This window comes from Sulfitobacter sp. 15WGC (genome assembly GCF_005068605.1).
In the GTDB taxonomy this organism is placed as follows: Bacteria; Pseudomonadota; Alphaproteobacteria; order Rhodobacterales; family Rhodobacteraceae; genus Sulfitobacter; species Sulfitobacter faviae.
Genome location: NZ_SZNL01000005.1, coordinates 193,817 through 216,640, shown reverse-complemented (window position 1 = coordinate 216,640; position 22,824 = coordinate 193,817). Strand labels below are relative to the sequence as shown.

Annotated in this window: 21 protein-coding genes; 7 read left to right on the top strand and 14 right to left on the bottom strand. The window is 61.0% G+C overall.

Features of this window, described 5'->3' with window-relative positions:
- The 4 genes from FCK22_RS06410 to FCK22_RS06400 form a co-directional block, all read left to right on the top strand.
- Positions 1-139: ATP-binding protein (locus tag FCK22_RS06410; protein WP_236646228.1), on the top strand; the 139-nt coding region annotated here is incomplete at its 5' end.
- A 258-nt stretch (positions 140-397) separates the two neighbouring features.
- A complete protein-coding gene (locus FCK22_RS18855) occupies positions 398-919 on the top strand; it encodes a hypothetical protein (RefSeq protein ID WP_169306061.1) in 522 nt (173 codons plus the stop codon).
- Positions 916-2,238: an oligosaccharide flippase family protein gene (locus FCK22_RS06405; RefSeq protein ID WP_067264214.1), complete on the top strand. Its 1,323-nt coding sequence runs from the start codon at positions 916-918 to the stop codon at positions 2,236-2,238. Before FCK22_RS18855 ends, FCK22_RS06405 begins: the two co-directional genes overlap by 4 nt.
- Positions 2,235-3,407 (top strand): glycosyltransferase family 4 protein, encoded by a 1,173-nt coding sequence (locus FCK22_RS06400; protein WP_136720285.1) that lies wholly within the window; start codon positions 2,235-2,237, stop codon positions 3,405-3,407. Before FCK22_RS06405 ends, FCK22_RS06400 begins: the two co-directional genes overlap by 4 nt.
- On the opposite strand, the gene FCK22_RS06395 is transcribed toward FCK22_RS06400, so the two are convergent.
- The 13 genes from FCK22_RS06395 to cysQ all read right to left on the bottom strand — a co-directional run bounded on the left by FCK22_RS06395 (position 3,305) and on the right by cysQ (position 18,484).
- Positions 3,305-4,648, bottom strand: coding sequence for a hypothetical protein (locus FCK22_RS06395; RefSeq protein ID WP_067264222.1), 1,344 nt, complete (start codon positions 4,646-4,648; stop codon positions 3,305-3,307). The two genes, FCK22_RS06400 and FCK22_RS06395, sit on opposite strands and share 103 nt — an antisense overlap.
- The gene (locus FCK22_RS06390) at positions 4,648-4,917 is read right to left on the bottom strand and encodes a hypothetical protein (RefSeq protein WP_067264225.1); all 270 of its coding nucleotides are present in this window, start codon (positions 4,915-4,917) and stop codon (positions 4,648-4,650) included. The genes FCK22_RS06395 and FCK22_RS06390 overlap by 1 nt, the downstream gene beginning before the upstream one ends.
- Positions 4,918-5,206: 289 nt before the next feature.
- Positions 5,207-7,396, bottom strand: a complete 2,190-nt coding sequence (locus tag FCK22_RS06385; protein ID WP_067264227.1) for an NADP-dependent isocitrate dehydrogenase — start codon at positions 7,394-7,396, stop codon at positions 5,207-5,209.
- 150 nt (positions 7,397-7,546) lie between these two features.
- Positions 7,547-8,092 carry a hypothetical protein gene (locus tag FCK22_RS06380; RefSeq protein WP_231886343.1) on the bottom strand — a complete coding sequence of 182 codons (546 nt, stop codon included), beginning with the start codon at positions 8,090-8,092 and terminating at the stop codon, positions 7,547-7,549.
- A 195-nt stretch (positions 8,093-8,287) separates the two neighbouring features.
- Entirely contained in the window at positions 8,288-9,715 is a 1,428-nt protein-coding gene (locus FCK22_RS06375) for a nodulation protein NodH (protein ID WP_067264232.1), read from the bottom strand.
- 3 nt (positions 9,716-9,718) lie between these two features.
- Complete coding sequence (locus FCK22_RS06370) at positions 9,719-11,416, bottom strand: beta-1,6-N-acetylglucosaminyltransferase (protein WP_067264234.1); 1,698 nt, start codon at positions 11,414-11,416, stop codon at positions 9,719-9,721.
- Positions 11,413-12,399, bottom strand: a complete 987-nt coding sequence (locus FCK22_RS06365; RefSeq protein ID WP_197470881.1) for a glycosyltransferase family 2 protein — start codon at positions 12,397-12,399, stop codon at positions 11,413-11,415. Before FCK22_RS06365 ends, FCK22_RS06370 begins: the two co-directional genes overlap by 4 nt.
- A 68-nt stretch (positions 12,400-12,467) precedes the next feature.
- On the bottom strand, positions 12,468-13,664 hold the full coding sequence (locus tag FCK22_RS06360) for a glycosyltransferase family 1 protein (protein WP_067264239.1): 1,197 nt from the start codon (positions 13,662-13,664) through the stop codon (positions 12,468-12,470).
- Positions 13,657-14,640: a UDP-glucose 4-epimerase GalE gene (gene galE, locus FCK22_RS06355; RefSeq protein ID WP_067264241.1), complete on the bottom strand. Its 984-nt coding sequence runs from the start codon at positions 14,638-14,640 to the stop codon at positions 13,657-13,659. Before galE ends, FCK22_RS06360 begins: the two co-directional genes overlap by 8 nt.
- Positions 14,641-14,657: 17 nt before the next feature.
- On the bottom strand, positions 14,658-15,551 hold the full coding sequence (gene galU, locus FCK22_RS06350) for a UTP--glucose-1-phosphate uridylyltransferase GalU (protein WP_067264244.1): 894 nt from the start codon (positions 15,549-15,551) through the stop codon (positions 14,658-14,660).
- A gap of 61 nt (positions 15,552-15,612) precedes the next feature.
- Positions 15,613-16,890 carry a glycosyltransferase gene (locus tag FCK22_RS06345; RefSeq protein WP_067264247.1) on the bottom strand — a complete coding sequence of 426 codons (1,278 nt, stop codon included), beginning with the start codon at positions 16,888-16,890 and terminating at the stop codon, positions 15,613-15,615.
- Entirely contained in the window at positions 16,887-17,687 is an 801-nt protein-coding gene (locus tag FCK22_RS06340) for a manno-octulosonate cytidylyltransferase (protein WP_067264251.1), read from the bottom strand. The genes FCK22_RS06345 and FCK22_RS06340 overlap by 4 nt, the downstream gene beginning before the upstream one ends.
- A complete protein-coding gene (gene cysQ / locus FCK22_RS06335; RefSeq protein WP_067264254.1) occupies positions 17,687-18,484 on the bottom strand; it encodes a 3'(2'),5'-bisphosphate nucleotidase CysQ in 798 nt (265 codons plus the stop codon). The genes FCK22_RS06340 and cysQ overlap by 1 nt, the downstream gene beginning before the upstream one ends.
- Positions 18,485-18,600: 116 nt before the next feature.
- On the opposite strand from cysQ, the gene FCK22_RS06330 reads away from it, so the two are divergent.
- Positions 18,601-19,425, top strand: coding sequence for an ABC transporter permease (locus tag FCK22_RS06330; RefSeq protein ID WP_067264256.1), 825 nt, complete (start codon positions 18,601-18,603; stop codon positions 19,423-19,425).
- Positions 19,422-20,030 carry a hypothetical protein gene (locus tag FCK22_RS06325; RefSeq protein ID WP_067264259.1) on the top strand — a complete coding sequence of 203 codons (609 nt, stop codon included), beginning with the start codon at positions 19,422-19,424 and terminating at the stop codon, positions 20,028-20,030. Before FCK22_RS06330 ends, FCK22_RS06325 begins: the two co-directional genes overlap by 4 nt.
- A 52-nt stretch (positions 20,031-20,082) precedes the next feature.
- On the opposite strand, the gene FCK22_RS06320 is transcribed toward FCK22_RS06325, so the two are convergent.
- Positions 20,083-20,685: an alpha-ketoglutarate-dependent dioxygenase AlkB gene (locus FCK22_RS06320; RefSeq protein ID WP_067264262.1), complete on the bottom strand. Its 603-nt coding sequence runs from the start codon at positions 20,683-20,685 to the stop codon at positions 20,083-20,085.
- Between the two features lie 207 nt (positions 20,686-20,892).
- Here FCK22_RS06320 and dnaK point away from each other — a divergent pair, with 207 nt between their 5' ends.
- A complete protein-coding gene (gene dnaK, locus FCK22_RS06315) occupies positions 20,893-22,815 on the top strand; it encodes a molecular chaperone DnaK (RefSeq protein WP_067264265.1) in 1,923 nt (640 codons plus the stop codon).
- Positions 22,816-22,824: the final 9 nt, after the last annotated feature.

The following is a 22,824-nucleotide window of genomic DNA, read 5'->3' as shown; positions in this document are numbered from 1 at the left end:
GATGACCACCGCTCTCTTGGATCGGCTTACCCACCGCTGCCACATCCTCGAAACCGGAAACGACAGCTACCGCTTCAAGGTCAGTTCTGAGGCAGCAAAGAAAACTGCAAAGGAGGCCAAAACATTGACCGCATCATAGACCACGACGCATAACTGAGGGTGGGTCAAATCTCGGTGAAAATACCGGGTCAGTTCTCAGTGACAATCAACAATCAAAGACACACCGTTTGATCCTGCCCAGATCGCCAGTTCCTACGCTTTCTTTCCCTACGCCCGCCCCGACGGACGGATTGCACCGGTTCTGTCCCTCGGTTGGACCCTCAATTACGAAGTCTTTTTCTATGCTCTCATGGCCCTCTGCCTCGCCCTGCCCCGCCCCCTATTGGCGGTTTCGAGCTTGTTGATCGGCCTCGCGGCGTTCGGGCTATCGGCCCGCTTCACATCGCCGTCCTTCATTTTCTGGACGAACCCTCTTATCCTCGAATTTCTCTTCGGCATCGCCCTCGCCCGGCTATGGGCGAGCGGTTGGGCCTACCCCCATCCCATCCTCTGCGCCGCGGCACTGGCTTTCGGCTTTGCCCTTCTCATTGTCCTTGCGTCACTTCCCCTCCCCCGCTTCCTCGCCGCGGGTTTTCCCGCCACGCTGATCGTCGCGGCGGGCACGCTTTTTTGCCCGGCCCGCCCGATCCCGGGGCAATTGCTCGGGGACGCGTCCTATGGCCTTTACCTGTCGCACCGTTTCGCCCTGCGCGCGGCAACCCTTCTGCTGTTGCCACTCCTGCCCGCGACCGTCTTCGGCGCCTGGGTCTACGTCGCCACGACATGCATGCTTGCGTTGTCCTTTGGCCTCCTAACCCACCTGCTTTTGGAACGCCCTCTCCAGCGGGGTATGACACGCCCGAAGGGAGCGCCCGCATGAGCCCCCGTTTCTGGTCGTTCGCCCTGCAGTGGTCCCGCGTCGGCATCAACGCCGCGCTTTTCCTCATCGCCGCGCGGTTTCTGTCTTTGGCCGAGCTTGGTGCCTTCGCCACCGCCTTCGCTCCCATCCGGCTGACCCAAGGGCTGCACACGGCTGGCATCGGGGAAAGCGTGATCATCCACGCCCCCCGCCGGCGCCGACGAGACGCGCTTTTCGCAATATCACTGGCCAGCGGCTGCGCCCTATCGCTGGGTTTCGTCTGCATCGGCATCGCGCTGGACGCCCCGCTGCTCATCGCCCTCAGCGCAATCCCGTTTCTCCATGGCCTCTGCGCCGTCTCCGAAGGCATCCTGCGCCGCGACCTGCACCTCCGCGCTCTCGCCTTGCGCAGTATAGCAAGCCAGTCCGTCGCCGCAGCCATGGCCGTCTGGATGCTCTCAACCGGCAGCGGCCCTTGGGCCTTGGCTGCCTTCGCCCTCACCCATGCCGGGATGAACACGATTCTCGCCTGCCACTTTGCCGGATGGAGCCCCCAAAGCCTTCCGAAATGGCGATATCAGAGACGGTTGACCGAATTAATCGTCGAGATCTCGGCCCGAGACTTCCTCAACGCGGCCCTTTTCCCGCTCATGCAACTTGCCACGGCGCTCGTCTTCGGCCTGCCCGCTGCCGGTGCCTTCCAGATCGCCACCCGTATGGTAAGCCTGATCGAAGCCCTCACCCTCTCGCCCCTGCGTTTTCTCGCCCTGCCCCAGCTGCGCCAGCTATCGGTGTCGGAACGCGCAGCCGTGCTGCCATCACAGCTGCGCCTCAGCGGAACGCTCAGCCTTTGGGTCTGGGGGGTCACCCTCCTCTCGGCGCCGCAGGCGCTGGCTCTGCTCATTGGCCCGACCCCGGCAGCCTCCGCTGCACCGATCCTCACGGCCCTCGCGGGCTTCGGCCTCCTTTCGGCATTGTTGATGCCGATCAACCAAGCCCTCATCGCGGCGGGCCATACCCGACTGATGCTGCAACGCGCGGCGTTGTTGCTGCCTCTATGCTGCACCTTCGCCGCCTTTTCGCCCACCCCCACGGCACTGGCCGCATCCATCAGCATCGCCGCATTCCTGACCGCCCTGTGGCACCTCACCCGCGCCCTGCCGCGCCTTCGCCTTACAGTTTCAGCCCTGACGCCCCTCGCCCTGCCGCTCTGCGCGGCGGCCGCCGTGACGGCACTCTTCGCGTTTCTGCCGCCCCTGCCCCTCCCGGCGCAACTTGTCCTCGGCAGCGCTCTTTATGGCGCAGTCATACTCATTCCCAACAGGCAGATCGCCACATGAAGCGCGCCGTCCTCCTAACGGGGCATTTCCCCTTCCAGAAACGCCGCCCGAGCATGCTTTGGGTCTCGCACCACCTCCGCGCGGAAGGTTGGCATATGACCCATGTCACCATCGGCTATAGTTGGCTCTCCAAACTCTTCGGCGACGTCCGTCTGACCGCCCTCGACAGCCCGCCGCACTACGGCACTCACCATCACGGACCGGACCTCACATCAATCTACAGCCTACCGCCCATCCATCCGATCAAAACCAAAAGCGCGCGGCTCAACCGCTGGCTCGAATCCAGCTACCCACTCTTTATCAATCACTGGCGCCGCCGCCTGCGGGGGCCGCTCGCCCAAGCTGACCTTGTCATATGCGAAAGCGGCCCGCCGGTCCTGCTCGGCCCGCTTTTGGCCGAACATGCCCCGCAGGCTGCGCGCATTTACCGTGTTTCAGATGATATTCGCCTGCTGAATGCGCCGGATGTGCTTCTGCGGGCCGAACGAAACCACCGCCCCTTCACCCGCATCAGTACCGCCAGCCCCCATATCGCCGCCCGTTTCGCGGATCACCCCAACGTCACGCTGGACCCAATCGGCATCCCCCACGCGGAATTACAGGTCAGTACTGCTGACCCTTACCGCAAGCCCCGCGAAGGGCCCATCGCCGTCTGTGCGGGGACGACCCTCCTTGATACTCCTGCCCTTACCCAGCTGGCCGACGCGCGCCCTCACTGGCAAATTCATGTCCTTGGCCGCTTACGAGAAACGCCACCCAAGCGGCCTAACATCACTTGGCACGGCGAACAGAGTTTCGACACCACGCTCGCCCATATCGCCCATGCCGATATTGGTCTCGCCCCCTACCGCGACGAACCGGGGGTCGCCTATCAAACGACCAACTCTAATCGCATCCTGCTCTATCGGCACCATGGGCTGCCCACCCTCGGGCCCGACCGGCTCTGCCACCCGAGCATTCCTTCGATCATCGGCTACAACAGCCCGCATGCCTTCGAACGCTGCGAAACTTGGGAGCGCAGGCCCGAGGCCGTGCCAGACTGGAAGGAACTGGCCGAACGGCTTTCTCAAAATGGCGTAACAGAGCCACCCGAGCTGACCTCCACGCCCCCCGCCAGAGCTGAAAAGCCCCGGGTGAAAACAGTGCCTGCATTGGCCTGTAAGGCATAGTTCTCCGTCTGCCCCGCAGCATCGCCCGAACAGTCTTGCAACCACATCAGCGCATCATTCGAACATTTGAACGCGACGGATGAGCCATCCACGTCCCGCGCCACGGCATGGCAACCGGCGGCCCAAGTCTCGGTCGATTGGATTACATGCACTTCGGTGCCATTACGCGACAGGCCAAAATCGCCGCCCAATAGGATCGCCCGCACCCCGTCATGCGTGGTGAACCCATTGCAGGATGTCGCCGTGCTGAACCCATTGCGCCAACCGGAACAGCCCAGCAACAAAACATGCATCCCCGGCGTGCCGTCCTCATGGAAAGACCAACCGTCCTTCGCCCCGCCCGAGGCATCGCAATCGAAAAACGCGACCAGTCCATTCGTGCGCCGCACCCGCGCGGCATCCTGCAAGGCCGTGGGATTCGAGGGTGCCGAATAGCGGAATGTGCAGTTCACCCCGACGATATTGCGCGTGGCAACGGCATCGAAATGCAGCGCCCCGGTAATCCCGCCCTCACAATGGACGTTCTCAAGATAGAAATCTTTGTCATGCGTCAGAAACCGCGCTCCGTGAAAGGACCGGATCACCGCAATATCTCGCGCCCCCGGCGCGCTGCCGATATTCACATGCAGCAATGCCCCGTCATGAACCCAAGTGTTGACCGTCGCGGCGCAACTGGCCACATCCGGGGCTTCGCTCAACTCGGTATAGAGCTCCTCCGGGGTCAGCATATCGCTGCGAAACACCCGCCGGACCGAGCTTTCATTCGCCGTGAACGTCCCGCCCCCATCGCTCCATGTCACATCGAACGGCCCCGAACGATAGCGCAGCGGCCCACCCCATCCGATCACGGCAACGTGCTGGTTCGGCTCGTCACTGCCGTTGCGGGTGAAGGCCGCCTCGGCGTAATCGCCGGGCTTGACCAATACGCGATAGGCCGCACCCGTTGCGTTGCCCTCGGTGAATGCTGCATGGATCGTCCGCTTGGCATTGGTGAAATCACCGTCCTGCCCGCCAAGGCCACTGTTGCTGTCATCACCCCCCACGCCATCCACATGGATCGCTGCGCCGGTCCAGATCGCCGGGTCGACCAGATCGCGTGGTTCAACCGCCGCACGATAGGCCCCGCCAATCTGTTCGATACCAATATCAAAGCGTACCCGATCCCAACTGAACCCCGCCGGAAAAGCGATAGGTACCCGGCTACGGTATGCCGCGAAGGGGTGCATTCCGACGCCCAGCATTAAACCAACCCCTTGATGCCTGTGGCCGTGGTTCCCGTCGCCAGCACCCTTGCGATGCGGATCGGGTAGAGCACGCCGGGCGACAGGGCGGGCAGGGTGACCGCGTCCCCGCTTTTCAGCACCACTGCCAGATCGCCAGCAGAAGCGACCATCACCCCGCGGGTCATCTGAGGAAGGTCTGCCGCATCACTGGGCGTCACGTCGAAGCCGCCGCAGATAGGGCCGGTTAATCCGTTGTGGTGATCTTCGAAGATATCGAGAATGGGCATCGCGGCCTCCTTTGAGAACTGAGGTTCTCAGCATTAGAGGGGCGGATGAACCAAGTCCTAAAGCAGCGAACGTATCGAGAATGGAAACGAGGTTTGGCGTACGAATAGCGAGAACGCTTGGCGTAAATTAGCTATTCTCTTCGAAGACTCAAAGGAGAATACCCGTGGTTACACGATGTCCGAGGAATTTGGTAGGCGCCCGCAAAGCGTCTGCGCCGCTGCCAAGTCTTAAAATGATAATCCGCCGCGCCGCTTAACCAGCGACGCGGCGATTTTTATATCAGGCGAGTTACCCGATGATGCCGTTCAGCGTCTCAGAGGGGCGCATCACGCGGGCGGTTTTCTCCGCGTCGGTGTGGTAGTAGCCGCCCAGATCGACAGCCGTGCCTTGGGCCGCGGCAAGCTCGGACAGGATGTCGGCTTCTTTGGCAGCCAGTTCCTTGGCGATGGGCGCGAACTCTGCGGCGAGCTCCGCGTCATCGCTCTGCGCGGCGACGGCTTCGGCCCAGTAGCGCGCGAACCAATAGTGGCTGTCGCGGTTGTCGGGCTCACCCACCTTGCGCGAAGGGGAACGACCGTGATCGAGGATGCCCTGCGTCGCGGTTTCCACGGCATCGCCCAGCACGCGCGCCTTCTCGTTGCCGCGGGCATCGGCGAGGAACTTCAGGCTCTCGCCAAGGGCGCAGAATTCGCCAAGGCTGTCCCACCGCAGGTGGTTCTGCTCCATCAACTGCTGAACGTGTTTGGGGGCAGAGCCGCCCGCGCCGGTCTCGAACAAGCCGCCGCCGTTCATAAGCTTCACGATGGACAGCATCTTGGCCGAGGTCGCCAGCTCCAAGATCGGGAAGAGGTCGGTCAGGTAGTCGCGCAGCACGTTGCCGGTGATCGCGATGGTGTTCTCGCCCTTGGTGATGGTCTCAAGCGAGGCGCGGGTGGCTTCGCGGGGGGCCATGATCTCGAACTTGTCGGCCACGCCCTGTGCCTCAAGGATGGGCTTCACATAGGAGATCAGCTCGGCGTCATGGGCGCGGTTTGCGTCCAGCCAGAAGATCGCGCGGCAGCCCTCGGCCTTCTGGCGCGAGATGGCGAGGTTCACCCAATCCTCGATCGGCGCCTTGCGCGCGGAGGAAGAGCGCCAGATGTCACCGGCGTCGACCTTGTGCTGGTGCAGCACGGTGCCGTCGTCGAGGATCATCTTCACGGTGCCCGCTTCGGCCAGCTCAAACGTGGTCGGGTGGGAGCCGTATTCCTCGGCCTTCTGCGCCATCAGGCCGATGTTCTGCACCGTGCCTGCGGTGGCCGGGTCGAGCTTGCCGTTCTTTTTGAAGAAGTTGATCGCCTCGTCATAGACCGGCGCATAGGAGCTGTCGGGGATCACGCAGTTGGCGTCATGCTCTTTGCCGTCCGGGCCCCAGCCCTTGCCGCCAGCGCGGATGAGCGCGGGCATCGAGGCGTCGATGATCACGTCGGAAGAGACATGCAGGTTGGTGATGCCCTTGTCGGAATCGACCATATACATCGGCGGACGCTCTTCCATGCAGGCGTCGATGTCGGCCATGATCTCGCTCTCGCCCTTCACGCGCTCCAGCAGATCGCCGAGACCGGAGTTGGGGTTCACGCCCAGATCTTTGAGCTTCGCGCCATGCTTTTCAAACACCGGCGCAAGGTAGGTTTTGACCGCGTGACCAAAGAGGATCGGGTCGGAGACCTTCATCATCGTGGCCTTGAGGTGCAGCGAGAAGAGAATGCCGTCTTCTTTGGTCTTCTCGATCTGGGTGTTGAGGAAGTCCTTCAGCGCGGCCGCGCTCATGAAGGTCGCGTCGACCACGGTGCCGGCGGGATATTCAAGCCCCTCTTTCAGCACCTTTTCCCCGTCCGCGGTTTCCAGCACAATCTTGGCGCCAGTCGCGGCATCAAGCGTGGCCGAAACTTCGTTGGAGAAGAAATCATTGCCCGACATGGACGAGACATGCGTCTTGCTGTCGGCGGTCCAGTCCCCCATGCGGTGCGGGTTGGACTGGGCAAAACTCTTCACGGCTTTGGCCGCGCGGCGGTCGGAGTTGCCTTCGCGCAGAACCGGGTTCACGGCGGAGCCTTTGATGCCGTCATATTTGGCACGCACGGCTTTTTCTTCGTCTGTGCTCGGCTCTTCGGGATAGTCGGGCAGCGCATAGCCTTGGGCCTGAAGCTCTTTGATCGCGGCGACCAGCTGCGGCACCGAGGCAGAGATGTTCGGCAGCTTGATGACATTGGCCTCGGGCGTCTTCACCAGACGGCCCAATTCCGCCAGATCGTCGGACTGGCGCTGGTCTTCGCTCAGATGCTCAGGGAAAGTCGCGAGGATACGGCCCGCGAGGCTGATGTCTTTCGTGCCGACGCTCACACCGGCGGCTTCGGCGAACTTCTTGATGATTGGCAACAGCGAGGCAGAGGCCAGCTCCGGCGCTTCGTCAACTTTGGTGTAGATGATATCGGACATGATTGCTCCAAATTGCTGCATTTGCTGCTCTGATAGCGGAAGAGGCGGCGAAGGTCGACGGTATACCGCAGTATGCGGTGGGGTCGTTTCAGGAAAAAGCGGATTTCAGCCTTTTGCACGGGTCACCTAGCGCTGCCTGCGCGCTGCCGCCTAGCGGGCCACGCTGCGCAGTTGCAGAATCTGCATCCCAATCGCCATGGCCGGGCCGATCCCCACCGCGAAAAGCAGCGTGCCGAGGCCCAGGGTGCCGCCCAAGGCCCAGCCGATGGCGACGACGGACAATTCGATGCTCATGCGGACCAGCGCGATGGGTTTGCCCGTGACCCGTTGCAGCCCCGTCATCAACCCGTCCCGTGGTCCGGGGCCAAGGTTTGCCACAAGATAGATCGCACCGCCAAAGCCGGTCACAAAGACGCCGGTCAGCGCCAGCACGGCATTCGCCAGATAGCTGTCGAAGTGGGGCAGGATTGGCAGCGCATATTCCAGCACCAGCGCCACGATCACCGCGTTCAGAATGGTGCCGATACCGGGCGTCTGCATCAGCGGGATCCAGAGCAAAAGAACCACGGCGCTGATCAGGAAGGTCGCAAAGCCGAGGCTCCACCCCGTGATGCGGGTCACCCCTTCGGCGAAGACGGTCCAAGGGCTGACGCCGACGCCCGCCGTGACCAAAAGCGCCTCCCCCAAGCCAAACATCACCAATCCCAGAACCAGAAACACCATTGAGGCCAATGGTGGTCTGAGTGTGAAGGCTTTGGGCGAACTCCACCGCAGCCGGGGAACAGAGGTGACAGACAGGAAACTCACGGCGCGACCTTTGGCGGGATGCTCAAGATGCCCTGTTGTTCCAGTTTACGTCAGAACCGGCAAGGTCAATCTAGCCTGCGCCCCTCACCGCCAGCGCGAAAAGCCGAAGGTCATATAATCCTTCTGATAGGCTTCCGCCGTCAGGGCCTCAATCTCATCGTCATAGATATCGCCGAGCGTGAAGGGCCCGGGCTCCACCATCTGGGGTACGGCGGGGACGGTGGCATGGCCTTGCCCCGCGGCCAAGGCGGGGAGTTCGCTGGCCAACTCCTCTTCGCGGAGGATGCGGTCGGGCAGGCAGAACGCCCCGAACCCCGCAATGGCTTGGGCCTGAGAACACCATGCAGCATCCACCCGGATCGAGGTTTGCCCGGCCAGATTGCCTTTGAGAAACTTTAGGAAGGCGACAAAGGCTGCGCGATGCGCCTCGCGGTCATATTCGGCGTCGGGGCCATCCTTGGGCAGCGGCACCTTGTAGCGCCGCATCAGCGTGTTGCGCAGCTGGCGGTAACTGCCCTCCCCCGTGGTCAGGATATGGCGGCAAAAGGCGTCATGCGCGCGCAGGGCGGGATGGCGCAGCACGGTAAAGCCGCGATGCCCGCGCATTTTGCGTTTCCACTGCCGCAGCTCTTTTTGCGACATCTTATCGCGCAGCGCCTCACGCGGAACGCCATCGAGGGCGGCGAGCCAGTCCAGCACCTGATCCTGCGGGCCGGATTTAATCGGCAGATAGATCAAGCCGCTGGTCGCCGCTGCCACATAAGAGGGCACATTCGGCCCGCGCCGTGGCTCAAAATTGGGGGTGCGGGTCAGATCGAAACGATCGAGCCGCGCCAGCGCCTCCAGCATCTCGTCATAGTTGCTGACCTTGGCCGATATCGGGCTGGGGTTCTGTTTCTTAAGGTTCTTGTCCAGCCCCTCCAACTGCTCATCCACGCCAAGATAGCGCGCAAGCCCGTTCATCACCTCAACGCTTTGCAGGTCTTCGTAAGCCACGTAAAATGCCGTTTGGCCGGAGGTTTGCAAACGGTTCAGCAGCGTGATCTGGAACTGCTGAAGGGCATCCAAATGGGCACTGAACTCATCTGCATCGAAAACGGCCTGCGCCACCTTCTGCGCCTTCATATCGGTCAGTTTCCACTGCCCCGTGGCCTGCGCGATCTTCCAACTGACATAGCTGTCGACCGGGTTGCGCGTGAGCACGATCTTGGCGCAGCGCTGATCCTCGACGATCTCATCGAAAACACGCGGATCGTGGTCGTGGAAATAGCGGAAACCGCCCAAAGCATTCTGCTGTCCCCTAATCGCCGCCAGCAGCTTTGTGGGGTTTTCGTCCCGCGTGACCTGATCGACGCCTAGGATGGGCTCGCTTTTGGGATACCCCATGAAGAAAGGGTTAAACGCCTCCCCATGACAGGCGATCCCGGCAAAGGCGTTCAGGTTCGCCTCTAGGAAGTTGGACCCGGTCCGCATCTCGGCGAAGACCACGAAACTGTCGAATTTGTCGCGCATGGGTTATTTCACCAGATAGGGTTTGGGGGAAGGTTTGGCATCGGCGCTGCCCCCTTGGGCGACCGAAAAATCGCCGACCAGATAGGGGTGCATGCCTTGGTTCTTGAGGTTCTGGAGGAACTGGCCGAAGCCGTTCAGATCAACCATGCGCGGCGCCTCTGACAGGCGGCGCAGACGGGGGCGGCCAATTTCGTCAAGGATATCTTGCAAAGGCTCCATCGGCGCTTCGATGAAATCGGCCATGGTCCAGACCCGCACACGCGCCTTGGTGTAGGGTGAATTCAGCACATCCAAATGCGTGCTTTCCGTCTTTTGCAGCTTGGCGGCCAGACGGCGGATATCGGCGAAATCAAGGTTCGAGCGGAACAGCGGCACCGCCCAAGCGCCGGTGATCACCGAAATATGCGCGTTCGGGTCCTTGGCCACACGCCAGTTGATGTCTTGATTGTCCATCGGGCCGAACTGAAAGCACTGACGCTCGCCCCGGGTGTTCCAGATCAGATTGGTCAGAAAGGCACTGGCATTGTGATCGCGCAGCACCGGATTGTCCGACAAGGCACCGTTCAGCGCGGTTTCCCCGCCCGCGAAATGCACCCGGTCGGGCGCAAAGAGATGCCCATGCACGCGCGCCCCGCTGGCCCGGCTGAGCCAATGTTCGAAATCCTCGAAAATCTCGGTAAAGCCCTGAAACATCGAATAGGGCGCGGCGGTGACGCCATTCTCCCAATCTTCGTTGGGAAAACGGCTTTGCATATAAAGCCCCGCGCGACCCCGGGTGCGCCGCTCCACCGCCTTGGCAAAGATGCGGTCGATCTTGCCGGGGTTCGGCTCGGTCTTTTTCATCGCACCGGCAGGGTCGGTCAGAAAGGCATCATAGAGCCTGTCGGCATGGGGCCAAATCTTGCGTGCCACGAAACAATCCGAGCGGCGCAAAAGCTGGAGGTGATCGTCGTAAAAGATATGCGGCTTGCCCTGAAAATCGAACTTCGACAGGGTCAGCGACCGGCTTTCGATCTTGCTGGAATAGAGCCGTGCAAGGGTCTGGAAATAGCTTTCGTCCGGGATCCAAACATGGCGAAAGAACTTGTCGTAGGTCGGCCGGTCGGGGTCTTGCAAGATCGCCGATAGGGTGCGCCGGGTCAGGCACCACCATTGCGAGCCCATATGCGGCACGACCCCGCGCGGCATCCGGCGTTTCAACCGCAGCAGGCGCTGCACCTCGACCGCGCGGTCAAACAGATAGCGATTGCGCCGCCAAGAGAAGGGGAAACGCAGGGTAAACCGCTCTGCATCCAGCCCGCCCACGGTCCAAGGCACATCTGCCGTGGTGGCACTTTCGATGAAATCAGTCTGGGGACGGTCCTCAAGATAGTCGATCAACTCCTGCACCGGGCGCAGCGGCAGGCAAGAGCCGGAGGCCAGATAGACATGGCGCACCTTGGGAAAGCGCGAGAGCATCAATTCCGCCGCGCCTTGCGAGGCGGCAACGATTCCCCAGGTGCCCCATTCGCAACGTTTGCGCGGGCTAAAGCAGACATCCTTGAGATCCGACAGCGCCGCCACAAAGGCATCATGCGCCCGCCGGGGCACCGCCTTGTCGATATGGATCACCACCGGACAGCCCGCCGCCGCCCAATGCCGCGCGACCTGCTCGGCCCGGTCAAAAGCGTTGTGCACTAACATGACGATCCCGACGCTCATGCCCAGTTCCCCTTGGACATGAGGCCGAGGATCTCAAGCTGTCGCCAATTGATGTAGCGTTCCGACCATTTGCACCAAAGCTGCGGGTCGTCTTTCAGCTGTGCGGCATAGGCTTTGTATTCGACAGAAGCCGCGTAATGCTCGCTACGCTGCAACTCCTCCGCCGCCTTGGCCCCGAAGGTGTCGAGGAATTTGGCGTGCAAGAGGACGCCCGAGGCTTTCTCTCCGCCCCATTCGTCATAGACCTGATTAAGCCCACGCGGCAGCAGCATATGGGTCGAGCTGACATAGGCATAGCGCCGATCCCATTTGACCAGCGGCACCTTGTTCAGCGCGGGCGCATTGGCAGGCGCGTCGGGAAAAAACACCCGCGCCCGTGGCCCGCCCTGTATCCAGAGATTCCCAAACCGCCGATTGCGGGAAATGGTGTAGTTGCCACTGTCGAACCATGCGGCGATCTCAATCGGATTTTGCCCCGCCTGATAGGGTTCCTCGTCAAGCCGCCCCTTGGGATACATATCCAGCAGCATCGCCGAAAAGCTCTTGATCGAAGAGGCATCGAGCCAATCGGTCAGCGCCCGCAGGGGGCGCGTGTCACAAAAGGGGTAGACCAAAAACTCATCCGGATCGACCGTCAGCGCCCAATGGCCATGGGCGTATTTCATTTGCAACCAGTTCAGCCAATCCACCCCAAAGCGGGCGCGTTTGTAGCTGGCCTTGGCGCTCCAGACCGAGACATCGGGTTGCTTGGCCAGATAGTCGAGCGCGCCATCGTCGCTGTCATTATCGACAAAGAAGAAATGCCCGACGCCCATCTCGCGGTAGTATTTCAGGAAATAGGGCAGCCGGATCGCTTCGTTGCGCTGCGTGCAGAACAGCAGAATATCATCGGCTGTGATCTGCGCGGTCCGGTTCGCCACAGGGGTCAACTCGCGCCGCTTGCGGAAGGCGCGGATGCGCCAGCGCTTGCGTTGCAGCCGCAACCGATATGACTGAATTAAGCCCAAACCGCCCCTTACCTATCGCGTCTGACCGCCCCTCTACCGCGCTATCACGTCGACTTTAACACGGTCTTGAAGTGTTCGGCCCATGTTGGCGCGATAAAAGTCGTCGCTGGGCGCGGGTCTGGCACAGATGCGGCCCATTCTTCGATTGTTCTGATCCATGAATAGGGTTCGCTCAGGGGCGCGTAAACGGCTTTGTCGCCCAAGACCTCATGCAAGACCGGTAAATCGTTGCATAAAACACGCGTTCCAAGGCTCAGCGCCTCTGCCGGGGGCAGGCCAAACCCCTCTGCATGGCTGGGGAAAAGCATCCCCGCCGCCCCCTGCACCAAGGCCGCCAATCCTTTGTCATTAAGGTTCGCGAGCTCTTGCACGGGGCCGTTCTGCGGCAGCCAGTCGAGCCGGTCGAAAACCGCGCTATTGTTCCACCCCCGCGCCCCGCAGATCAGCAAGAGCGGCGCATCAGGCCCCATCTTTTGCCAAAGGTCCAGCAAAAACCCGTGGTTCTTGCGCGGCTCGATCGTACCGACAACGACGAAATAGGGACGCTTTGGCGGAAGCCCCGCAGGCAGCTCACCAGCATCGGGCGCGGGCAGATCGACGCCCAGATGCGCGACGACGGCAGGCGGAACCCGCCCGCGCATCTGCGCCTCGCTGCGCTGACGCGTGTCTTGCGAGTTGTAAATCACGAGATCAGCCTGCGCGCTCACCCGGTCGATCTTGGCCCGAAACGGCGCAACGGAGCCGAGGCGTTGGTAGGCGGGATATTCCAATGGGATCACGTCGTGGATGAGAACGGCACTTCGCCCCCGCGCCTGTTTCACGGCGCCCAGAACCCGGTCCGTCAGATTGCTGTGCCCGACATTCAGATAGGCAAATTCCGGCGGCAGATGCCGGGCAAGCATCGCGGGCAACCCGGCCGGAACGCAGCGCGCGACCGCCAAACGCCGCAAGTCGCTTTCCGCCCGGCTCAGCGCCACGGCACGCCCCCGCGGCAGGCGCGAAAGCAGATCCGCCCGCCCCCAAGGAACGCGGCCCGCAACCCGATCCTGAAAGCCCCGCATCCCATCGCGGTCCAGCAGGACATAGCCCAAAGCGGTGCGCGCCACTCCAAAAAGCGGCGCGTCCTCTGTCAAAAGATGTGAGAGATAGGCCAGTTCGACCCGATCCACCCCCGTCGCGCCCCGCCCAACCCGACGCAAACTGCGCGTCAGGTCCAACAGCCGCGCGTGGGTATTAGCCATCGTAGTGGCCGGTCTGGTGCCATCTCCAGGCATCGGCGATCATCTTATCTAAAGTTGAGCGTTTGGGGGTCCATCCCAATTCCTCGATCGCGCGCGATGAGCCTGACACGAGCTTGGTACAATCCCCAAGACGGCGCGCACCGATCTCGTGCGGCACCGTTTGATTGGTCACAGCGCGGCTGTGGTCAAGTACTTCGCGTACCGAAAACCCCCTGCCGGTGCCGAGGTTGAACACCCGGCTGCCCTTATCACGCTGAAGCCATTTCAGACCTAAAACATGGGCATCAACCAGATCGCAGACATGTACATAGTCACGAATGCAGGTGCCGTCAGGCGTGTCATAGTCGTCCCCAAACACGGTCAATGCCGCGCGTTTGCCGGCAATCGCATCAAGCATCAGCGGGATTAGATGTGTTTCCGGCTGATGGAACTCGCCCACCTCACCTTCGGGATCCGCCCCGGCCACGTTGAAATAGCGGAAAATAACATATTGCAAGCCATGGGCGGCTTCAAAATCACGCAGAATATCCTCAATCGCGCGTTTCGACGCGCCATAAGCGTTGATCGGATACTGAGCGCTGTTCTCATCTAATACGACGTTATCTTGATCCCCATAGGTCGCACAAGTCGACGAAAAGACGAACTGCTTGCAGTTTGCCGCGGCAGCTGCCTCAATCAAAGTCAGGGAGCCATTGACATTGTTGCGCCAATAGAGACCCGGCTCGGCCATGCTCTCTCCCACTTGGCTTAAAGCGGCGAAATGCATCACCGCGATCGGCTGATGTTTTGCAAAGACCTCATCCAGCCGTGTGCGGTCCAACAAATCCCCTTCCTCAAAAGGGCCGAATTTCACCGCATCGCGCCAGCCCGTTACGAGATTGTCGAACGTAACGGGAATGAACCCCGCCGCGTTCAAAGCCTTACAAGCGTGCGAGCCGATGTAGCCCGCCCCGCCGGTTACCAATACCTTTTCCATTCCGCGTTTTCCCAGTACTACTGCGCCGCGCGGTCGACTTGCGAGATGCTTTGCAGATAAGCCGAAAGGTCGTCGCGCAATTCTTCACGGGCAAGACCAAAGGCCACGGTCGCCTGAAGGAAACCCGCTTTAGAGCCGCAGTCGAACCGCTGACCGCGGAAACGGAAGCCATAGACATCGCGGTCTTGCTCGATCTCTTGCGCGATCGCATCGGTCAATTGAATTTCACCGCCCGAGCCGGATTTCAGCTTGTTCAGGTTCTTCAAAACGGTCGGCGCCAGAATATAGCGCCCGATCACTGCGAGGTTCGACGGTGCTTCGTCGACGGCAGGCTTCTCAACCATGCCATTGACCTTCACCAGATCACCGCGCTCTTCGCTGGTATCGAGAATGCCGTAAGAGGATGTGCGGGAAGGCTCCACCTCCATCGCAGCGACCATGCTGCCGCCGGTTTCCTCATAGGCCTCGACCATCTGTTGTAGACAAGGTTTTTCCGCCGCGATCACGTCATCCGGCAGCATAACGGCAAAGGGCTCATTGCCGATCAAACGGCGCGCGCACCAGACTGCATGGCCCAAGCCCAGCGCCTTGTGCTGGCGGATATAGGCGATTGCGCCACTGTCCATATTCGTGCTTTGCAGCGTCTCAAGAAGCTCGGTCTTGCCCTTTTTGCGCAATTCCTGCTCAAGCTGCGGCGCGTGGTCGAAGTAATCTTCCAGCGCGCCTTTGCCGCGCGAGGTCACGAAGATGAACTCTTTGATCCCGGCGGCGCGCGCCTCATCAATTGCATATTGAACCAAAGGCCGGTCGACGAGGGTCATAATCTCTTTCGGCACCGATTTGGTGGCGGGCAGAAAGCGTGTCCCCATGCCTGCAACGGGAAAAATCGCTTTTGTAACCTTCTTGCGCATTTTAATCCTTACAACTTATTCGAAATATACAGAACGCCGCGGTCAATTTACCTGCGTCTTTCTACCGGCGATGATCATCGCCGAAACCGCGCTGTCTGGCAACTCGCTTAACTTCCCTTTGCAGCCTGTCGAGGCGCCGAGTTAAGCGGAAAACCGCGTCATCCCGTGTGGACTTTCCGTATATTCCACCTGTTTGCAGCCAAATAGCGTGGGTCGGATCAAAGGCAACGCGATGATAAAGCGCGGTCGGCGAAAGGTTGATCAGGGTCACGATCTCACCCGATAATGCCCGTTTTGCAGCCTTTGCCCGGTCTTGCGCCAGTTTAATAGGCCGGGTGAACATGGCCACGCTGCGCCGGGCGCGGGCCGGAAAAGGACGGAAAGCGCTGTTGGCCTTCTCAGGCAGGGTGACGGTGGCGATAGGGCGTTTCGCCCCTTCGGCGTGGCCGTCATCTAACCTTCGCAGCAGCCTTGGCACATCACGCGGTTCCAACCCGCCGCTTACCAGATGGCGCAGCAGACGGTGGCGCTGTTGGGCGCGCAGATGCGCCCAATGGGCGGCACGGTCCTGCGCAGGCAGATGTTTGCGATGAAACACAGCCCAGCTCGCCCCGATATCGAAAAGATCGCGCGGCACGCGGTTGGCGCTTCGCATGGCGTTGGCGGCGAAACCGTGATGGACTTCGGCCAATGGCACGATTGCCGTGGCATGGCCCGCCCGCGCCAGCCGCATGTTCAGATCGGTCTCATCAAGATAGTAATGAAAGGCCGGGTCAAAGCCGCCCATTTCCACCAAGACATCGCGCCGAAAGGCCATATTAGTGCCTTCGGTCTTGATTGCCCCCCCGGGCGGAGGGTGCAGGATGCTTGGGGTTTCAGGGTCGACATTGAGCGTTTCCGGCTCTCCGAAACCACTCAACCGACGCGCGCGATATTGGAAAGAGATGCCGTTTCGCCCTCGGACGAAGCCGGTCATCGACGCGACCTCGGGTTGTTGCGCAGGCTCCAGCAGGTGGCGCAGCCATTGCGGCTCGGGCACCGCATCATCGTCGATAAAGGCCACGACGTCCCCCGCGGCCTCGGCAATCCCAAGGTTGCGCGCGGCAGAGATATTCGGCCTGTCGAAAGGGACCAGTTTCAGCGCCCCGGCGAAATGCATGGCGCGGGCCACGGCAATTCCGGCGGGATCGGCCACGATGATGACTTCGAAAGTGGTATATTGAAGCTGTTCCACCCCCGTCAGGCAGCGCCGCAATGCTTCGGGCCGCTTCCGGCTGACGATCACGATGCTGACAGGCACGCCGCTTTCAAGCGTGGCACTGACGGGGGTGGCGGTCATTCCAGACCCATTTTCGCCATCATGGCTTCGAGCTTTGGCACGTCTTCGGGGTTGTTCAATTCCCAGAACTCGCGCCCCTTGGCCTCGACCTCCGCACAGAACACGGCGCGGCCATTTTCAAGGAAACGCAACTGCTCCAACCCTTCCAACTGCTCCAAGGGGCCGACGGGCCAGCTTGGATATTGGGCCAGCGCATCGGGCCGGTAGGCATAGACGCCGACGTGGTGGAAGACCGGGGTCATATCCGTCTCTGCGTAGGGCATTCCGGTATAGGGAACGACCTCTTTCGAGAAGTAGAGCGCCTGATTGTCGGCGCCGAAAACCGCTGTGGTGCCGCCCACGCGCCCCGCCTTACGGTCGGCCAGAAGACTGTTCAACGTGGCCCCGTCACAGCGCAGAACCGGGGTGGCGATCTCGGCCTCGGGGTTGTCTTTCAACCCCTGCACCAGCCCTTCGACAAACCAATGCGGCGTCAGCGGGGCGTCACCTTGCAGGTTCACCACGATGTCATAGCCCCCGCCCAATGCGGCATGGGCCTCGGCACAGCGTTCGGTGCCATTGGCGCAGCTTTCCGAGGTCATCACGACCTCGGCGCCGAAACCTTCGGCAGCCTCCCGAATGCGGTCGTCGTCGGTGGCCACCACCACGCGGTCGACGCCCGACACCGCGCTGGCGGCCCGCCAACTGCGTTCGATCAGGGTCTGTTTCTGGCCCGACACCCCGGTGAGCGCCACCAGCGGCTTGCCGGGGTAGCGGGTGGAGGCATAGCGGGCGGGGATGACGATCAGGACAGACATCAGCCCGCCTTCAACTCAACGCCCGGGGCATGGGCGATGAAGAAAGGGTTGGCGAAGTCTTCCTTGCCGTAGGTCAGGGGCGTGAGATCGTCAAAGCGCACCACCGAGCCGCCTGCCCCGTTCAGCACCGCATGGCCCGCGGCGGTGTCCCACTCCATCGTGCGGCCCAAACGCGGGTAGAGATCGGCCTCTCCGGTCGCGACGAGACAGAATTTCAGCGACGACCCCGCCGAGGTCATGTCCCGCACGGCGTACTTGCCGATGTAATCATCGGTCGCCTGATCGCGGTGGGATTTGGAGGCGACGACCATCAGGGCCGCATTGTCGGGGTTAGAGACCGAGATCGCCTTGGTCTCACTCACCTGCCCCTTTTCGAATGCGCCGGCCTCCTCGACCGACTGGCCGTCGGCTTGGGTAAAGAACATCCGGGCTTTGGCGGGGGCATAGACCACGCCGCGCGTCGGCACGCCGCCCTCGACCAGCGCGATGTTCACCGTGAAATCCCCGCGTCGGTGGACGAACTCCTTGGTGCCATCCAGCGGATCGACGATGAGAAAGGTATCGCCCTTGGCGGAATGGGTCGCAGCCTGCTCTTCGGTCACCAAGATCACATCGGGGAAAGCGGCGCGGAGCCCTTCGGAAATGATCGCATCGGCGGCTTCGTCGGCGGCGGTGACGGGGCTGTCGTCGGATTTCGATTTCACCTCGAAATCGTCCTGACCGTAGATCTCCATGATCTTGTCCCCGGCTTCCAATGCCAGCCGCCGCATTTCCGCGACCAGTTTCTCGTAATCCATTTTGCCTCCGGCCCTGCGGGCTGTCGTTGCTTCAATTCACTGTTTCCCTTATGCTGCGGAGCTAACGGAACAGCAAGAATTCCGTGCCACGCTAGGGCTTCGTCAAGGACGCGCGCATGTTCCAGTCTTCCAGAAAGCCGAAATCCGGCATCGGTTCTGCCCTCGCCATCGCGGAACTGGTCTACCATTCCGTGGTGCGCAACGTGCGCAAACAGCACAACAATGCCTTTATCGCCATCGCGATGAACATGCTGCAAACGGTGATGTTCGTACTGGCCTTCTATGTGATGTTTTCGATCCTCGGGATGCGCGGCTCCGCCGTGCGGGGTGACTTCCTCATCTATCTGATGTCGGGGATTTTCCTCTACCTCACCCATGTGAAAGCTTTGGGCGCGGTGGCGGGGTCTGAGGGACCGGCAAGCCCGATGATGCAGCACGCCCCGATGAACACGATCATCGCCATCGCATCGGCGGCGGTGGGCTCGCTCTATATCCAAGTTCTGTCGCTCTTCGTGATCTTGTTCATCTATCATGTGGCGGTCACGCCGATCACCATAGATCAGCCTTTTGCCGCTTTCGGGATGATGCTGACCGCGTGGTTTACCGGCTGCGCCCTTGGTCTGGTGATGCTCGCGATCAAACCGTGGTTTCCGTCCTTCGTGACGATTTTCTCAACCGTCTATCAACGCGCCAATATGATCGCCTCGGGGAAGATGTTCCTCGCCAACTCCCTGCCCGGCTATATGCTGGCGATGTTTGACTGGAACCCGTTGTTTCACAGCATCGACCAAGCGCGCGGCTTTGCCTTCATCAATTACAACCCGCGCTATACCAGTTGGGAATATCCGCTTTGGGTGGGGCTGGTGCTTTTGATGATTGGGCTGATGGGCGAATTCTATACCCGCCGCCATGCGTCGATCAGTTGGAACGCCCGGCGATGAGACTTCTGGCACTCTTCCTCTGCCTTTGGGCACTGCCTGTCTGGGCGACGCAGGATGCATGGCCCGCCCTGCATGACGTCAGCGGTGTCGCGGCGGATGACGTGTTGAACATTCGCCGTGCCCCGAGTGCCAGCGCCCCGATCATCGGCAGCTTTGAGCCTGACGCCCAGAACATCGAAGTGATCCGCCCCAATGACCATCACGGCTGGGGCTTGGTCAATACGGGCGAAGGGAGCGGCTGGGTCTCTCTGCGTTTCCTCACCCGGCAAGCGGGCCAATGGGCCCGTGCGATGCCACCCGTGGCCCATTGCGGCGGGACAGAGCCGTTTTGGTCTTTTGAGGTGACCGGCGAGACGTTGAGCTATGACGCCATGGCGGGCGGCGCACGCGATTACCGAATCACGCAGACTGGCCCGGCGCAGGGGCGGCGCGACAGTTTTCACATGATCGCCGAGGGGCCGCAGGGCACGGCCATCGCCACGCTCACGGCGCGTGCCTGTAGCGATGGCATGTCGGACCGCGCCTATGGGCTGGCGGTCGACTTCCTTTTGCAGGGAAATGATGGCTGGCAACATCAGACAGGATGTTGTTCGCTTGGCCACTGAAGCGACGGACTTTTTTTAAAAAGTCCGTCTCCGTTTTCTTTCAAAGAAAACGCTACTCCACCACACGCAGCGTCAAGTTGATCCGCCCGCCTTTGGGCAGCAATGTCGAGGTGCCGGGCTTGATCCGGTCCACGCCGTGATAGGTCAGCCGCGCATCTCCGCCCATCACCACCACATCGCCCGATTGCAGCCAGATCGATTCCGTCTTGCCGCCTCGGGTCAGGTTGCCGATCCGAAACAGCCCATCATCCCCCAGAGAGACTGAGACGACCGGCCATTGAAAATCTGCCTCGTCCCGGTCCTGATGCAGCCCCATGCGCGCATCGGCATCGTAGTAGTTGATCAGGCAGCATTCCGGGCGGCGCTCCAACCCGGTCAACTGATCCCAAATCGCCACAATCGGCGCCGGGATCTCGGGCCAAGGCTGGCCTTCGGGATGTTCGGTAACGTAACGATACCCACGCCGATCCGAAAACCAGCCATAGCGCCCTGCCGCGCTCATCCGGACCGACATGCGCCCGCCGCGCGGCACTTCGGGGCGAAAGAACGGCGCCTGACGCACCACGCCGCGCACCGCCTCCAGCACCTCCTGCTGGGCCACTCTTCCTAGAAATTCCTTGTGAATATCAAAGCCCCGGAGGCGCAAAGCAGTCATTTTTCGTTCTTCCTCACTCGTTTAGCAAAAACATCACGGAATCGCGACCATCCAGACCAGCCAATGGTTGCAGGGTGCAAATACCCTCCCTATATACGCTCCGAACCGTCGAAGGCACGTGGTCTTCGATGTCAACAGATCGGGGCAGGATGCCAAAACGGGTCCGCGCCTCGTGTCATCGCCTTAGATTCAAAGAGGGATCGAAACATGTCCAAAGTAATCGGTATTGACCTTGGCACCACCAACAGCTGTATCGCCATCATGGATGGCAGCCAGCCGCGTGTGATCGAAAACGCCGAAGGCGCGCGCACCACGCCGTCGATCGTCGCCTTCACCGACGACGAACGCCTTGTCGGCCAGCCGGCGAAACGCCAGGCGGTCACCAACCCCGAAAACACAGTCTTTGGCGTCAAGCGCCTGATCGGCCGCCGCAACGACGATGCGGATCTGGCCAAAGACAAAAAGAACATGCCGTTCAACGTCATCGACGGCGGCAACGGCGACGCATGGGTCGAAGCCAAGGGTGAGAAATACTCCCCAAGCCAAATCTCGGCCTTCATCCTCGGCAAGATGAAAGAAACCGCAGAAAGCTATCTGGGCGAGGAAGTCTCTCAGGCGGTTATCACCGTGCCTGCATATTTCAACGACGCCCAGCGTCAGGCCACCAAAGACGCCGGCAAGATCGCCGGTCTCGAAGTGCTGCGCATCATCAACGAGCCGACAGCCGCCGCGCTGGCCTATGGCCTCGACAAAGAGAACACGCAAACCATCGCGGTCTATGACCTTGGCGGCGGTACATTCGACGTGACCATTCTTGAGATCGACGACGGCCTGTTCGAAGTGAAATCCACCAACGGCGACACGTTCCTTGGTGGTGAAGACTTTGACATGCGCATCGTGAACTACCTTGCGGAAGAGTTCAAAAAGGCCAACGGCGTTGACCTGACGCAAGACAAGATGGCGCTGCAGCGTCTGAAGGAAGCGGCAGAGAAGGCTAAGATCGAACTGTCCTCCTCCAGCCAGACCGAGATCAACCAGCCCTTCATCTCGATGGGCAAGGACGGCTCGCCGCTGCACATGGTCATGAAGCTGACCCGCGCCAAGCTGGAAAGCCTCGTTGGTGACCTGATCAAAGCTTCGATGAAGCCCTGCGCCGCCGCGCTGAAGGATGCCGGCCTGTCCGCGTCCGACATCGACGAAGTCGTGCTCGTGGGTGGTATGACCCGTATGCCGAAGGTGGCCGAAGAGGTCTCTAAATTCTTCGGCAAGGAGCCGCATAAGGGTGTGAACCCGGACGAAGTCGTGGCCCTTGGTGCCGCCATTCAGGCCGGTGTTCTGCAAGGCGACGTGAAGGACGTGGTTCTGCTCGACGTGACCCCGCTGTCCCTCGGTATCGAGACCCTCGGTGGTGTCTTCACCCGTCTGATCGACCGTAACACCACGATCCCGACGAAGAAGTCTCAGGTCTTCTCGACCGCCGAAGACAACCAGAACGCCGTGACCATCCGGGTCTTCCAAGGTGAGCGTGAGATGGCTGCCGACAACAAGATGCTTGGTGCCTTTAACCTTGAGAACATCCCGCCTGCGCCTCGCGGCATGCCGCAGATCGAAGTGACCTTCGATATTGACGCCAACGGCATCGTGTCGGTCGGCGCGCTCGACAAAGGCACCGGCAAGGAGCAGAAGATCACGATCCAAGCTTCGGGCGGTCTGTCGGATGCGGACATCGAACAGATGGTCAAGGACGCGGAAGAGAATGCTGAGGCGGACAAGTCCCGTCGCGAGCTGATCGAAGCGAAGAACCAGGCGGAATCGCTGATCCACTCGACCGAGAAGTCGCTGGAAGAGCATTCCGACAAGGTCGACCCGACCACCGTCGAAGCGATCGAACTGGCCATTGCCGCGCTGAAAGACGAGCTGGAAACAGACAACGCCGACAAGATCAAGAACGGCATCCAGAACGTCACCGAATCCGCCATGAAACTGGGCGAAGCCATCTATAAGGCCTCTCAGGAAGAGGGCGGCAGTGAGGACACGGCGCAGCCTTCGGATGCTCAGCAAGCCCAAGGTGGCGATGACGACATCCTTGATGCCGAGTTCGAAGATCTGGACGACGACAAGCGCGCGTAAGCGTGTGAA

Excerpts from the sequence above, each read along its gene's own strand:
- FCK22_RS06405 (WP_067264214.1), top strand. The coding sequence starts at position 916 with ATGAGCCCCCGTTTCTGGTCGTTCGCCCTGCAGTGGTCCCGCGTCGGC.
- FCK22_RS06400 (WP_136720285.1), top strand. The coding sequence starts at position 2,235 with ATGAAGCGCGCCGTCCTCCTAACGGGGCATTTCCCCTTCCAGAAACGC.
- FCK22_RS06395 (WP_067264222.1), bottom strand. The coding sequence starts at position 4,648 with ATGCTGGGCGTCGGAATGCACCCCTTCGCGGCATACCGTAGCCGGGTA.
- FCK22_RS06390 (WP_067264225.1), bottom strand. The coding sequence starts at position 4,917 with ATGCCCATTCTCGATATCTTCGAAGATCACCACAACGGATTAACCGGC.
- FCK22_RS06385 (WP_067264227.1), bottom strand. The coding sequence starts at position 7,396 with ATGTCCGATATCATCTACACCAAAGTTGACGAAGCGCCGGAGCTGGCC.
- FCK22_RS06380 (WP_231886343.1), bottom strand. The coding sequence starts at position 8,092 with ATGTTTGGCTTGGGGGAGGCGCTTTTGGTCACGGCGGGCGTCGGCGTC.
- FCK22_RS06375 (WP_067264232.1), bottom strand. The coding sequence starts at position 9,715 with ATGCGCGACAAATTCGACAGTTTCGTGGTCTTCGCCGAGATGCGGACC.
- FCK22_RS06370 (WP_067264234.1), bottom strand. The coding sequence starts at position 11,416 with ATGAGCGTCGGGATCGTCATGTTAGTGCACAACGCTTTTGACCGGGCC.
- FCK22_RS06360 (WP_067264239.1), bottom strand. The coding sequence starts at position 13,664 with ATGGCTAATACCCACGCGCGGCTGTTGGACCTGACGCGCAGTTTGCGT.
- galE (WP_067264241.1), bottom strand. The coding sequence starts at position 14,640 with ATGGAAAAGGTATTGGTAACCGGCGGGGCGGGCTACATCGGCTCGCAC.
- galU (WP_067264244.1), bottom strand. The coding sequence starts at position 15,551 with ATGCGCAAGAAGGTTACAAAAGCGATTTTTCCCGTTGCAGGCATGGGG.
- FCK22_RS06345 (WP_067264247.1), bottom strand. The coding sequence starts at position 16,890 with ATGACCGCCACCCCCGTCAGTGCCACGCTTGAAAGCGGCGTGCCTGTC.
- FCK22_RS06340 (WP_067264251.1), bottom strand. The coding sequence starts at position 17,687 with ATGTCTGTCCTGATCGTCATCCCCGCCCGCTATGCCTCCACCCGCTAC.
- cysQ (WP_067264254.1), bottom strand. The coding sequence starts at position 18,484 with ATGGATTACGAGAAACTGGTCGCGGAAATGCGGCGGCTGGCATTGGAA.
- FCK22_RS06330 (WP_067264256.1), top strand. The coding sequence starts at position 18,601 with ATGTTCCAGTCTTCCAGAAAGCCGAAATCCGGCATCGGTTCTGCCCTC.
- FCK22_RS06325 (WP_067264259.1), top strand. The coding sequence starts at position 19,422 with ATGAGACTTCTGGCACTCTTCCTCTGCCTTTGGGCACTGCCTGTCTGG.
- FCK22_RS06320 (WP_067264262.1), bottom strand. The coding sequence starts at position 20,685 with ATGACTGCTTTGCGCCTCCGGGGCTTTGATATTCACAAGGAATTTCTA.
- dnaK (WP_067264265.1), top strand. The coding sequence starts at position 20,893 with ATGTCCAAAGTAATCGGTATTGACCTTGGCACCACCAACAGCTGTATC.